15 protein-coding genes are annotated in these 12,884 nt (G+C 38.3%); 14 read left to right on the top strand and 1 reads right to left on the bottom strand.

The window, feature by feature from the left end; all coding sequences use genetic code 11:
- Window positions 1-25 precede the first annotated feature (25 nt).
- The 9 genes from B5X53_RS11220 (at window position 26) to B5X53_RS11180 (ending at window position 8,288) form a co-directional block, all read left to right on the top strand.
- Window positions 26-772, top strand: a complete 747-nt coding sequence (locus tag B5X53_RS11220; protein ID WP_079713322.1) for an electron transfer flavoprotein subunit beta/FixA family protein — start codon at window positions 26-28, stop codon at window positions 770-772.
- Between the two features lie 125 nt (window positions 773-897).
- On the top strand, window positions 898-1,860 hold the full coding sequence (locus tag B5X53_RS11215; RefSeq protein ID WP_079713321.1) for an electron transfer flavoprotein subunit alpha/FixB family protein: 963 nt from the start codon (window positions 898-900) through the stop codon (window positions 1,858-1,860).
- 83 nt (window positions 1,861-1,943) lie between these two features.
- Window positions 1,944-2,567, top strand: coding sequence for a bifunctional nuclease family protein (locus B5X53_RS11210; RefSeq protein ID WP_079713320.1), 624 nt, complete (start codon window positions 1,944-1,946; stop codon window positions 2,565-2,567).
- A gap of 11 nt (window positions 2,568-2,578) precedes the next feature.
- Window positions 2,579-4,279 carry a NupC/NupG family nucleoside CNT transporter gene (locus tag B5X53_RS11205; RefSeq protein ID WP_079713401.1) on the top strand — a complete coding sequence of 567 codons (1,701 nt, stop codon included), beginning with the start codon at window positions 2,579-2,581 and terminating at the stop codon, window positions 4,277-4,279.
- Window positions 4,280-4,364: 85 nt separating this feature from the next.
- The gene (locus B5X53_RS11200; protein ID WP_079713319.1) at window positions 4,365-5,189 is read left to right on the top strand and encodes a thymidylate synthase; all 825 of its coding nucleotides are present in this window, start codon (window positions 4,365-4,367) and stop codon (window positions 5,187-5,189) included.
- Between the two features lie 32 nt (window positions 5,190-5,221).
- Window positions 5,222-5,599, top strand: a complete 378-nt coding sequence (locus tag B5X53_RS11195; protein WP_079713318.1) for an energy transducer TonB — start codon at window positions 5,222-5,224, stop codon at window positions 5,597-5,599.
- Window positions 5,600-5,632: 33 nt separating this feature from the next.
- Entirely contained in the window at window positions 5,633-6,043 is a 411-nt protein-coding gene (locus B5X53_RS11190) for an energy transducer TonB (RefSeq protein ID WP_198550792.1), read from the top strand.
- Window positions 6,044-6,142: 99 nt separating this feature from the next.
- On the top strand, window positions 6,143-7,306 hold the full coding sequence (gene egtB / locus B5X53_RS11185; RefSeq protein ID WP_079713400.1) for an ergothioneine biosynthesis protein EgtB: 1,164 nt from the start codon (window positions 6,143-6,145) through the stop codon (window positions 7,304-7,306).
- 13 nt (window positions 7,307-7,319) lie between these two features.
- Window positions 7,320-8,288, top strand: coding sequence for an L-histidine N(alpha)-methyltransferase (locus tag B5X53_RS11180; RefSeq protein ID WP_079713317.1), 969 nt, complete (start codon window positions 7,320-7,322; stop codon window positions 8,286-8,288).
- A 3-nt stretch (window positions 8,289-8,291) separates the two neighbouring features.
- On the opposite strand, the gene B5X53_RS11175 is transcribed toward B5X53_RS11180, so the two are convergent.
- On the bottom strand, window positions 8,292-9,377 hold the full coding sequence (locus tag B5X53_RS11175; RefSeq protein WP_079713316.1) for an aminotransferase class V-fold PLP-dependent enzyme: 1,086 nt from the start codon (window positions 9,375-9,377) through the stop codon (window positions 8,292-8,294).
- Between the two features lie 63 nt (window positions 9,378-9,440).
- Between B5X53_RS11175 and B5X53_RS19365 the strand changes: the two genes are divergently transcribed.
- From B5X53_RS19365 to fabD, 5 genes are all read left to right on the top strand, one after another.
- Complete coding sequence (locus tag B5X53_RS19365; protein ID WP_101023145.1) at window positions 9,441-9,938, top strand: 2TM domain-containing protein; 498 nt, start codon at window positions 9,441-9,443, stop codon at window positions 9,936-9,938.
- Between the two features lie 3 nt (window positions 9,939-9,941).
- A complete protein-coding gene (locus B5X53_RS19360; RefSeq protein ID WP_101023146.1) occupies window positions 9,942-10,424 on the top strand; it encodes a dihydrofolate reductase in 483 nt (160 codons plus the stop codon).
- Window positions 10,411-11,262 carry a fructosamine kinase family protein gene (locus B5X53_RS11165; RefSeq protein WP_079713315.1) on the top strand — a complete coding sequence of 284 codons (852 nt, stop codon included), beginning with the start codon at window positions 10,411-10,413 and terminating at the stop codon, window positions 11,260-11,262. Before B5X53_RS19360 ends, B5X53_RS11165 begins: the two co-directional genes overlap by 14 nt.
- Window positions 11,263-11,364: 102 nt before the next feature.
- The gene (locus tag B5X53_RS11160) at window positions 11,365-11,868 is read left to right on the top strand and encodes a pyridoxamine 5'-phosphate oxidase family protein (RefSeq protein WP_079713314.1); all 504 of its coding nucleotides are present in this window, start codon (window positions 11,365-11,367) and stop codon (window positions 11,866-11,868) included.
- A 94-nt stretch (window positions 11,869-11,962) separates the two neighbouring features.
- A complete protein-coding gene (gene fabD / locus B5X53_RS11155; RefSeq protein WP_079713313.1) occupies window positions 11,963-12,844 on the top strand; it encodes an ACP S-malonyltransferase in 882 nt (293 codons plus the stop codon).
- The last annotated feature ends 40 nt before the right edge of the window (window positions 12,845-12,884 follow it).

Raw genomic sequence — 12,884 nt, 5'->3', positions numbered from 1 at the left:
TTATAAATTTTAAAAACTCGCTATAATGAAAATATTAGTATGTATTAGTCACGTTCCTGATACTACCTCAAAAATCAATTTCACCGACGGCGATTCGAAATTCGATACCAACGGAGTGAATTTTGTAATTAACCCGAATGATGAATTTGGACTTACCCGCGCAATGTGGTTTAAAGAAAAACAAGGCGCAAGTGTAGATGTAGTAAATGTAGGTGGCGCTGAAACCGAACCAACGTTAAGAAAAGCCCTGGCTATTGGAGCCGATAACGCAATAAGAGTAGATACCCCTGCAACAGATGGTTTCCAGGTAGCAAAACAACTTGCAAAAGTGGCCAAGGAAGGCGAATACGATCTTATCATTGCCGGCCGTGAATCTATAGATTACAACGGCGGGATGGTACCAGGAATGCTTGCTGCACTTCTTGATGCCAATTTTATTAATACTTGTATTAGTTTAGAAATTGAAGGTGATAAAGCCACAGCAATTCGTGAAATAGACGGTGGTAAAGAAACTTTAACTGCTTCCCTTCCACTGGTGATTGGTGGTCAAAAAGGTTTGGTAGAAGAAAGCGATCTTAAGATCCCAAATATGCGCGGAATTATGCAGGCCCGTAAAAAACCTTTAAATGTAGTTGCTGCGGAAGAAGTTTCCACTCGCACCGAAGCTGCAAAATTTGAAAAGCCTGCTCCAAAAGGTGCTGTGAAACTGGTTGACCCAGAAAATCTTGATGAATTGATAGATTTACTTCATAACGAAGCCAAAGCGATATAAATTATAAAAGAAATCTCACAGGTGGTTTTCAAAACCTGTGAGGTTTGGAATTAATATAAAATAGATTTCCGCCTTTACTGAAATAAATTCAGCACAAGCTGCGGAAATGACAAAAACAAATAGATATGTCAGTTTTAGTATATACAGAAACCGAGGATGGCAAGTTTAAAAAAGCTGCTTTTGAAGTTGCTTCTTATGCAAAAGAAGTAGCCGGTGGTGATGATGTAGTAGCGGTAAGCTTTAACGCAACCGATGCTTCTGAACTTGGCCAATATGGTGTTAGCAAAGTGCTAAACATCCAAAATGATAAATTAAGCAAATTCAACGCTGAAGCTTATGCCGATGCTTTGAAACAAGCTGCAGAAAAAGAAGGAAGTAAAATAGTTGTGGTAAGCCAGAGTGCAAACAGCAAATATTTAGCTCCACTTTTAGCCGTTCATTTAAACGCAGGCTACGTTTCAAACGTAATGGCTGTGCCTGAAAGCACCGAACCTTTTACGGTAAAAAGAAGTGCTTTTACGAATAAAGCTTTCAACTTTACTAAAATCACTACCGATGTAAAAATCGTAGGATTGTCCCAAAATGCTTTCGGCTTAAAAGAAAATCAGGGTGACCCAACTGTTGAAGATTTTTCACCGGAATTAAAAGAAGGTGATTTTACAGTAAATGTAGAATCGGTAGACAAGGCTAAAGACAAAGTAACAATTGCCGATGCAGAGATTGTAGTTTCCGGTGGTCGCGGACTTAAAGGTCCTGAAAACTGGGGAATGATAGAAGAAATGGCCGATATTCTTGGGGCAGCAACTGCTTGCTCTAAACCCGTTAGTGATATGGGCTGGAGACCTCATAGCGAACACGTTGGGCAAACAGGAAAACCTGTAGCTTCCAATCTTTACATTGCTGTGGGAATTTCAGGGGCTATTCAGCATTTAGCCGGAATTAACGCTGCGAAGACCAAAGTAGTGATTAACAACGATCCTGAAGCGCCTTTCTTTAAAGCCGCAGATTACGGTGTAGTTGGTGATGCTTTTGAGATCGTACCTAAGCTAAACGAAAAACTAAAGGAATTTAAAGCGAAAAACGCATAATTTTTATAACTTGCACCCCTTAAAAGGGCTGTCTAAATACGGTGAAAGTCCTGCTTTAGACAGCCCTTTTTAATTGATGATATATGAGTTTAGTGCGCCTTAATATAAAAGGAATTTCTTATAGTCAAACCCAGAACGGAGCTTACGCTTTAATCTTAAGCGAGGTAGAGGGAGAACGTAAACTTCCCATTGTTATTGGAGCTTTTGAAGCGCAATCTATCGCGATTGCCCTGGAAAAAGAGATTAAACCTCCCCGCCCCTTAACCCACGACCTTTTTAAAAATTTTGCCGACAGGTTTGATATTACCGTGAAACAGGTAATTATTCATAAACTGGTAGACGGTGTTTTTTACTCCAGCCTTATTTGTGAACGGGATAAGATTGAAGAAATTATAGATGCGCGTACCAGCGATGCTATTGCTTTAGCCTTAAGGTTTGATGCTCCTATTTTTACTTATAAAAACATTCTGGATAAAGCGGGAATTTTCTTAAAAGGAGACGAAGCAGAACAGGAAGCCTCAGAAAAACAGGAAGAAGAAATTATTTCAGAAGAATTGCTTCCTGATGATATTGATATCAAATCTGATGATACCAATTACAAAAAATTATCTCTAGACGAACTAAAAACTTTGCTCTCCCAGGCCGTAAATAATGAAGATTACGAGAAAGCGGCACGCATACGGGACGAAATTTCCAAACGCAAATAATGCCCGACTTTATGAATAAAACCTGGTTTTGCCTGATTTTAGTTCTATTTAGTGTGACCAGCACTTTTTCTCAAGACATTTCAAAAACCTGGACTTTAGACGAAGATCGGCAAGATTCTGGCCAGGAAAATTTTATTAACGGCAACACCTTAGACCTAGACGAAGGAGTTTTCAGCATTAGGAAGACTGATGATACGCTTGCCAAGGGAGATTATATTTTTCAAAATAAACTGCTCGTATTATTTTATAACACTCCTCAAGACAGTATTGCAAACTACCGGGTTTCTACACTTTCAGACTCAAGCCTTGTAATTAACCAGGCGAATAAAGAATTCCATTTTAAGGATACTGCATTTAATGATCCTAAAGAAGTAATTCCTGCGCCAACGGTTAAAGAAATGATTCCCAGTGCGGGACTTTCGGTTAGCAGTATTGCACGTGGAGCCTTGGGCATGCTCACCTTACTTATTATCGCTTTTTTATTCAGTAATAATCGTAAAGCCATAAACTGGAAAACCATTGGTATTGGTTTGGGAGCGCAATTATTATTGGCAATTGGTGTTCTAAAAATTACTTTTATTCAGAATATTTTTGAATTCGTAGGAAATATCTTTGTACTGATCCTCGATTTTACCGCGGCAGGAAGCGAATTTCTGCTTGGCGGGATGATGGATGTGGATAGTTTTGGTTTTATTTTCCTATTTCAGGTTTTACCTACTATTATTTTCTTTTCAGCATTAACCTCTGTTTTATTTTACCTGGGTGTTATTCAAATTGTGGTAAAGGGAATGGCCATGATACTTACCCGGTTACTAGGTATTTCGGGTGCAGAAAGTTTAAGTGTGGCGGGTAATATTTTCCTTGGTCAAACCGAAGCCCCGCTTATGATTAAAGCCTACCTGGAGCGAATGAACCGTTCTGAAATTTTACTGGTAATGATTGGCGGTATGGCTACCGTTGCCGGGGGAGTACTCGCGGCTTATATTGGTTTTCTAGGTGGTGACGATCCTGAACTTAGACTTCAATTTGCAAAACACCTTTTGGCAGCTTCAGTAATGGCAGCGCCGGGTGCAATTGTAGTTTCAAAAATATTATATCCGCAGCAGAATAAAATCAATACCAATGTAGATGTTTCTTCTGATAAAATTGGCTCTAATATTCTTGATGCCATTGCCAACGGAACTACGGAAGGTTTAAAACTTGCGGCAAACGTAGCAGCAATGCTTTTGGTTTTTATCGCATTTATCGCGATGATCAACTATATACTGAACTGGACAGGTTCCTGGACTGGTATAAATGCTTTTTTAGCCGAAAACACACCTTATTCCGGGTTTTCCCTGGAAGCAATTTTAGGAACTATTTTCGCTCCTTTAATGTGGCTTATTGGGGTGGCCAAAGAAGATATGATGCTTATGGGACAATTGCTGGGAATTAAACTCGCAGCAAGTGAATTTGTAGGCTATGTGCAACTCGCCGATCTTAAAAATACGGCAAACGCGCTAAGCCTTAGCTATGAAAAATCGGTAATTATGGCGACCTATATGCTATGCGGGTTTGCAAATTTTGCTTCAATAGGAATCCAAATTGGAGGCATTGGTTCCCTCGCGCCGGGGCAGAGAAAAACTTTATCTGAATTTGGAATGAAGGCTTTAATTGGCGGGACCATTGCTTCGCTTATGTCGGCCACCATTGCGGGAATGATAATTGGATAATTTTTCTGCGTTAAATCTTCTGCGAAATTTTATTTAAGGTACTTGTTTCCTATTTTAGCTGAAATAATTTTCTTCTATTCAGGTTATGAAACAATACCACGAACTTTTACAGCATATTCTAGATAACGGAACCGATAAAGGCGATCGTACCGGGACGGGCACCAGGAGTATTTTTGGACACCAGCTACGTTTTGATCTAAGCGAAGGTTTCCCAATGGTCACAACCAAGAAGCTTCATTTAAAATCTATTATTTATGAGCTGTTATGGTTCTTAAAGGGCGATACCAATATTGAATATTTACAAGAAAACGGGGTTAGAATCTGGAACGAATGGGCCGATGAAAAAGGTGACCTGGGCCCTGTCTATGGCAAACAGTGGCGAAACTGGAACAACGAAGATATAGACCAGATTAAAGAAATTATTGAAACCCTGAAAAAGAACCCGAATAGCAGAAGAATGCTGGTTTCGGCCTGGAATCCTTCAGTATTACCAGATTCTTCAAAATCCTTTTCAGAAAATGTAGCTAACGGAAAAGCAGCACTGCCACCCTGCCACGCATTTTTTCAGTTCTATGTTGCTGATGGTAAATTATCCCTTCAGCTTTATCAAAGAAGCGCCGATGTTTTTCTGGGTGTACCTTTTAATATCGCTTCTTACGCACTTTTAACGATGATGATGGCACAGGTTTGCGGTTACGAAGCCGGTGATTTTATCCATACCTTTGGTGATGTTCATATTTACAGCAACCATATGGATCAGGTGAAATTGCAGCTTTCCAGGGAGCACAGAAGCTTACCAACAATGAAAATAAATCCAGAGATCAAAAATATTTTTGATTTCGACTATAAAGATTTTAAATTAGAAGATTATAATCCGCATCCTGGCATAAAAGCAAAGGTTGCGGTATAACCCAAAATAATTTAATTAAAATTTTAAAGTTTATGAAAAAGTTAATGCTTATCGCATGTTTTGTAATTGGAGGCTTAACCAGTGCCCAGGCACAGCAAACCTCGCCAGTTTGGCCGGGTTGTGAAGACGCCGAAGACGTAAAAGCCTGTTTTAATCAAAAACTATCACAACATGTAAGAGAGAATTACGAATATCCGCAAACCGAAGACGGTGATTATATTCGCGGAAAAGTAAAAATCTCTTTTACAATTACTGATGAAGGTAAAGCAGTAGTAAATTCGGTTGAAGGAGCTGAGCCTAAAGTAAATGCTGCAGCCAAGGCAATGATTCAAAAAATTCCTGATATGAAACCGGGAACTTTACAGGGCGAACCAGACGACCGTGATTTTACCGTTCCTTTTAATTTCTAAAAAAACAGTCTGGAAACCCCAAATCCCCAAGCTATGAAAAAATTAATGTTTTGCTTTTTCCTTTTTACCGGCGCCTTTACGTTTGCGCAAGATGATGTAGATGTTGAAGGAAACACCGTTACTGTAAGAGAAAAAGCACCTGTATGGCCGGGATGTGAAGGCAGTGAAGACCAAAAAAACTGTTTCAACAAGAAATTGATGGAACACGTTAAAAACAATTATAAATACCCAAGAAATGATAAAGGGGAATTTATAAGAGGAAAGGTAGTAGTGAAAATGCATATAGACGAAGAAGGGAAAGCCGTGGTAACTTCTGTAAAAGGAGATCAAAAACCGGTAATCGCAGCTGTAGAAGATATGCTGAAAAAGATTCCCGAAATGAAACCGGGAACCCGGGGTAACTCACCTACCAAAATAAGTTATACCCTCCCGCTAAATCTTTAAGAGCGGCTATACTTTAACTTGGCCTTAACTAGCGTTGGTTTCAGACCGAACGAAAAAATTGTAAATTTGAGTGGTACCCAAAAAAGTACCACTTTTTTTATGCAGTCACAAGAACAATTACTCGATTTTTTTAAGAAAACCAGGGCGCATTCTGAACTTATATGCTCCTTTCTGGAAACCGAAGATTATGTGGTACAACCCATAGTAGATGTCTCTCCTCCAAAATGGCATCTTGGTCATACTACCTGGTTTTTTGAGGAATTCGTTTTAAAACCTCATGCCAGGAATTATAAGCTTTTTGATAAGAATTCAGCTTACGTTTTCAATAGTTATTACGAAAGTGTGGGAGATAAGGTAATTCGCACTAATCGAGGTAATTTATCGCGCCCTACCGTTGCCTGGGTTTACGAGTACCGAAATTATGTTTCTAAGGCAATGCAGAAGTTTCTGAAAGAAGAAAAAATCTCAGAAGAACTTTGCGGGGTGATAGAAATTGGTTGCCATCACGAGAAACAACACCAGGAACTTTTATTAACCGACATTAAATATATCCTCGGAAATAACCCGCTATTTCCGGAATATAACGATCAATTTAAAGAGAATCCCATTCAGGATTTTAAACGCGATTGGATTTCAGTTTCTGAAGGGGTTTACGAAGTTGGCCATAAAACTGACGATTTCTGCTACGATAATGAGCAGGGTGTTCATAAGGTTTATTTAAATGATTACCAGATTTCGAACAAACTAGTAACCAATGCCGAGTTTATAGAATTTATAGAAGCTGGAGCCTACAAAAATGCTCTTTTATGGCACGCCGAAGGCTGGGATTGGGTAAACAATAACAATATTGAGGCGCCTTTTTACTGGCATAAAATTGATGGAGAATGGCATCAATATACTTTAAACGGACTTACAAAATTAATCCCTGAAGCACCATTAAGCCATATTTCATACTTTGAAGCTTTTGCCTTTGCACAATGGAAAAATTTAAGATTACCAACCGAATTCGAATGGGAAACCGCCCAACAGCATTTTAAATGGGGCGAACGCTGGGAATGGACCGAGAGTGCTTATTCTCCCTACCCCAATTACACCAAGCCCGAAGGCGCACTTGGTGAATACAACGGTAAATTTATGGTAAGTCAAAAAGTGCTTCGCGGAGCTTCAGTTGCTACTTCCCCAAACCATTCGCGAGCTACATATCGCAATTTTTTTCATCCACATTTACGCTGGCAGTTCACCGGCTTAAGATTGGCTAAATAACCAATAAAATTAAATGAAAACCACACCAACCACATTTCAGTCGGCTTTTGAAGAAGACGTATATAAAGGCCTAACCAGCTTTCCAAAATATTTACTTTCAAAATATATTTATGATGAAAAAGGTGATAAACTTTTTCAGCAAATTATGGCGATGCCGGAATATTATCTTACCAATTGCGAGTTAAATATTCTGAAGAAACACAAGTCGGCTATTGCTGAAATTATCAATAAAAAAGGCGGATTCGATCTTATTGAACTTGGCGCGGGAGATGGTAAAAAAACCAAAGTTCTGTTGAAAGAACTGGTAGATAAGGAATACGATTTTAATTATCTACCTATAGATATTAGTCAAAGTGTTCTGGAAGAGTTGGAAAATTCTTTAAAAAACGAGATACCGGAAATTAATGTGAAAATTCAGCAGGGCACCTATTTTAAAACCCTGGAAAACCTGGCCGATTACAGCAACCGCAGAAAAGTTATTCTGGTTCTTGGATCTAATATCGGGAATCTTTTACACGAAAATGCTATTGAATTTCTTCGGAATATCCAGGAAGCAATGACTGCAGAAGATATGCTCTTTATGGGTTTTGATCAGAAAAAAGATCCACAGAAAATTTTGGATGCTTATAATGATGCCACAGGAATAACGGAAGCTTTCAATAAAAACTTATTAACCCGAATCAATAAAGAATTAGATGCCGATTTCAATACCGATAATTTTATTCACTGGGAAACCTACGATCCTGAAAGCGGAACCGCAAAAAGTTTTCTGGTAAGTAAGGAAAATCAGAAAGTGGCAATCAATAAACTGGATTTGGAAGTAAGTTTTGATGCCTGGGAAAGTATTCATACCGAAATTTCACAAAAATACGATGATGCAGTGGTCGAGTGGCTGGCAAAAGAAGCCGGATTAGAAATTCAAACCAGTTTTCAGGATAATAACAACTACTATAAAAATTATATTTTCAGGAAGAAAATGTAGAATTTAGACACCGAATTTCTTTAATTCCTTTAAAAGGAAATCCAACTCTTTTTCTGTATTAAAGTAATGAAAACTCACACGTATCCCTTCCCCACGTTGGGACACAATAATTTGTTTACTTCTTAGATACTCAAACAATTTATCGTTTCCTTTTATATTAAAAATCGATGAATGTTCAGCGCGATTTACCACGCTTTCTTCCAGGAGATTCATTTTGGTAAATTCAGATTTAGCTTTTGTACTTAATGCTTCAATTCTTGATGAGATTTCAGCTATTCCTATCTTTTTAATCAGTTTCAAAGCTTCGGCCAAACTTCCATAATTCAAAGTATCCTGGTGACCGGGTTCAAACTTTCCTATAAAATTTCCTTCATGGGCTTTATATTTACCCTGTAAAGAGCCAAATCCTATAGCTTTTGGAGCAATTTTCTCTTCCATTTCTTTTTTAAAGAGTATAAATGCATTTCCATAACCGGCGTTTAACCATTTATAAGTGCTGCAAATTAGAATATCAATCGCACTCTTATCAAAATGAAAAGCTTCGGTGCCGCAAAACTGCGTGCCATCGGCAATAAATAAGGTATCGGGATATTCTTTCTTTAGATTTTGAAGAAATTCAAGATCTATTTTAATTCCGTTAATGTATTGTACGACGCTAAAAGCAAAGAAATCGGGTTGCCGTTTCTCGAAAGCTTCAGCGATATTTTTCTCTAGACTTTCATTAATTTCAGCATAAGAAATTTCAAAATTCCTGGATTCTACGGCCCAGTTCAGCGAGGGATAATCATTTTTAAGCAATAAGGCTTTTTGAGGTTTTTCAAGCCCTTCCAGCAAGGTATTAAATCCGTAGGAGAAATTTGGCACTAAAGCCACCTGTGCATGTGGGCATCCAAAAGTTTCGCCCAACAGTTCCCGGGTTTCGGTTAAAATTTTGGCCTGGTTTTCTTTAAAAACGCTTGCACCAAGAAGAAAATCTAAATCGTGATTTTGCCTGAACTCCCAAACCGCCTCTGACAATAATCCCGAAGCAGCGGTATTTAAATAGGTATATTGCTCTAAAACCGGAAATCCTTTTCTTAAATTCTCCATTTTCCTCTTCGAATTGTTAACAAAAACTGTAAATTTGGAATAGACACTAAAGTACTTCTAATTATGTTTTCTAAAAAGAAAAACACTTCCAAACTCGATGCTGAACAGCGTGAACTCTATGAATATGCTCGTAAACGCACCTTGCAAAAAAAGAGATTATTTCAGCATTTTATAATATTTCTAATCGGTGCCGTTTTTCTCATCGTTTTAAATGTTGGAATTGGTTACCAGGAGGATTTTATGCCACTGGGTTATAATTGGTTTGTCTGGGCCATTTTACTGTGGACGTTTATCTTATTAGTTCACGTATTTAATGTTTTTATCACCAATAAGTTCCTTGGTAAAGAATGGCAGGATAAGCAAATGGCAAAATTAGTACAGAAACAGAAGGAGAAAATTGCCAAAATGCAAACGCAGGCAGAAAAGGATTTTCCTGCAAATCCGCCGCAAAAAGACACTACTCAAAAACCGGAAAATACACCGGAATTAAAAAAAGAGAACGAGCGTTTTAAACCAAAAACCAACGATCCCGAAAAGCCGGATCAACCTTACAATACTTAGAATATGATTACAATGATTGCCGCTGCCGCGGAAAATAATGCACTGGGAAAAGATCAGGATTTGGTGTGGCACCTGCCGGATGATTTTAAGCGCTTTAAAAAACTCACCACCGGACACCATATTATTATGGGAAGAAAAACTTTTGAAACTTTTCCTAAACCTCTTCCCAATCGTACGCATATTGTAATTACCCGAAAAGATAATTATCTAAAGAAAGATGCAACGGTGGTTTCCTCTTTGGAAAAAGCACTGGAATTTGCTAAAAACGATGAACAGCCTTTTATTATTGGCGGAGGTGAAATTTATGAATTAGGAATGGAAATGGCCGATAAAATTGAGCTTACCCGGGTACACGGTACTTTTGAAGCTGATACTTTTTTTCCTGAAATAGATGAAGAAAAATGGAAATTGATAGCCGAAGAATTTCATCCAAAAGACGAAAACCACGATTACGCATTCACTTATCTTACCTATGTTAGAAAATGAAGTGCTGCATAAAATAGCCAAAGAAAATAAGCTTACGAATCCAAAATTCAGCCGACTTACGGGCGGAGATATTAATGATGTTTTCCTTATAAATGCTGAAGGAAAAAAGCAGGTTGTAAAAATAAATAATGCTGAAAAATTCCCCGGAATGTTCGCTGCCGAAAAAGCCGGTTTGGAAGCACTTCAGAAACCAAAGGTGATTGATGTCCCCAGTGTTTTAGGACTTGGTGAAATTGAAAATACTGCCTATTTACTACTGGAATTCCGGGAAAGCGCGGCCAAAACCAAGGATTTCTGGGAAACTTTTGGAAAGCAAATGGTAGACCTGCATAAAACCACTTCAGAAGAATTCGGTTTTCACCAGGATAATTATATTGGAAGTTTGCCGCAGAGAAATAATGCTTCAACTTCAGCCGCAGATTTCTATATTTCAGAACGCCTGGAACCTCAGCTGAAACTGGCCAAAGATAAAGGTTACGAACTTGGAGTTCAAAGTTCATTTTTCAGAAATATTTCCGCAATAATTCCAGATGAAAAACCTTCATTAATTCACGGTGATCTTTGGGGTGGTAATTACCTGGTTAATGAAGAAGGAAATCCGTGTCTTATAGATCCTGCTACCGCTTTCGCTCCACGCGAAATGGATCTTGCAATGATGAAACTTTTTGGCGGTTTTGATAAGAAACTTTTTGAAGTTTATAACCGGGAATTCCCTTTAGAACCCGGTTTTGAAGATCGAATTCCGCTATGGCAACTTTACTACTTACTGGTGCATCTCAATCTTTTTGGGGTAGGTTATAAATCTCAGGTTACCAGTATACTTACGCAATACATTTAATTTCACAATTCTTAACAGCCTGCTTTATTCTTTTAGGAGTTTATTAGCGCAGATAGGCAGAGATACTCATTAAATTCAGTTTTCCAACTTAAACTTAAAAAAATGAGTACTGAAAATTTAAATAAGGACCAAGCTTTAGACAAAATGAAGTCTATGGTAAAGGATATTAAAACCTGTATGCTGGTAACAGATTTCGGGAATAAACCTTTAAGCGCCGTCCCAATGACGACCAAAGAAGTAGATAAAGAAGGAAATATCTGGTTTTTTAGCAGGTTAGATAGCGATCACAACGGCGACATTGCGAAAGATAATGATGTGCAGCTGCTATTTAGTGACACCTCAGATATGGAATTTATAAGCATCTACGGAAAAGCTACTATAGAAACCAATAAAAATGTCTTAGAAGAATTCTATGGAAAAATGGACGATGCCTGGTTCAACGGAGTAGATGATCCCAACTTAACCGCGATAAAAGTAGTCCCTAAAGAAGCTTATTTTTGGGATAATAAGCAAAATAAATTCGTGACATTTTTAAAAATAGGAGCTGCAGCAGTAACCGGTGACAAAAAAGGAGATATTGGGGAAAAAGGAAAATTGAATCTTTAAACTTCGAAATTCTCAAGGAAAGACCTCGTAACATCGCAATTGTTATGAGGTCTTTTTTATTATTTCTATTTTAGCCGAATCTAAATTGAATATTATGAACGCATATATTTTTCCCGGCCAGGGAGCTCAGTTTTCAGGAATGGGATTAGACCTTTTTGAAAAATCTTCCAAAGCGCAGGATCTGTTTAAAAAAGCCAATGCAATTTTAGGCTTTTCAATTACCGATATTATGTTTGAAGGTTCTGCGGAAGACCTAAAACAAACCAAAGTTACCCAACCCGCGGTTTTTTTACACTCGGTTATTCTAAGCAAAGTTTTAGGCGAAGATTTTAAACCCGATATGGTTGCCGGACACTCTTTAGGAGAACTTTCTGCTCTTGTTGCCAACAACACACTTTCATTCGAAGATGGACTGAAGTTGGTTTACAAACGTGCAATGGCCATGCAGGAAGCTTGCGAATTAGAACCTTCTACTATGGCCGCTGTTTTAGGCCTGGAAGACGAAGTTGTGGAAGCGGTTTGCGCTGAAACCGAAGGAATCGTAGTTGCTGCGAACTATAATTGCCCGGGGCAATTAGTAATTTCCGGTGATGTAAAAGCAGTAGAAGCTGCTTGTGAAACCTTAAAAGAACGCGGCGCTAAAAGAGCGATGATTCTACCTGTTGGCGGTGCTTTTCATTCTCCTTTAATGGAACCTGCACGTAAAGAACTGGCGGCTGCAATAGAAAACACAACATTTAATACCCCAACCTGTCCAATCTATCAGAACGTGAGCACTTTTGCTGTAACCGACCCGGAAGAGATTAAGAAAAACCTGGTTTTTCAATTAACCGCCCCGGTGAAATGGACACAAAGTGTTCAAAATATGATTAAGGACGGTGCCACTAATTTTACCGAAGTAGGCCCCGGAAAAGTTTTACAGGGATTAGTTAAAAAAATAGACCGACAAATGGAAACCGCTTCGGCTTCCGTTTAAGGATTTAGAAAAAATTTGAATATAAAAAATCCTGAAGTAG

The sequence above is a fragment of the Salegentibacter salinarum genome (assembly GCF_900168115.1).
GTDB classification, from domain to species: Bacteria; Bacteroidota; Bacteroidia; order Flavobacteriales; family Flavobacteriaceae; genus Salegentibacter; species Salegentibacter salinarum.
This window is presented reverse-complemented; position numbering and strand designations above follow the sequence as displayed.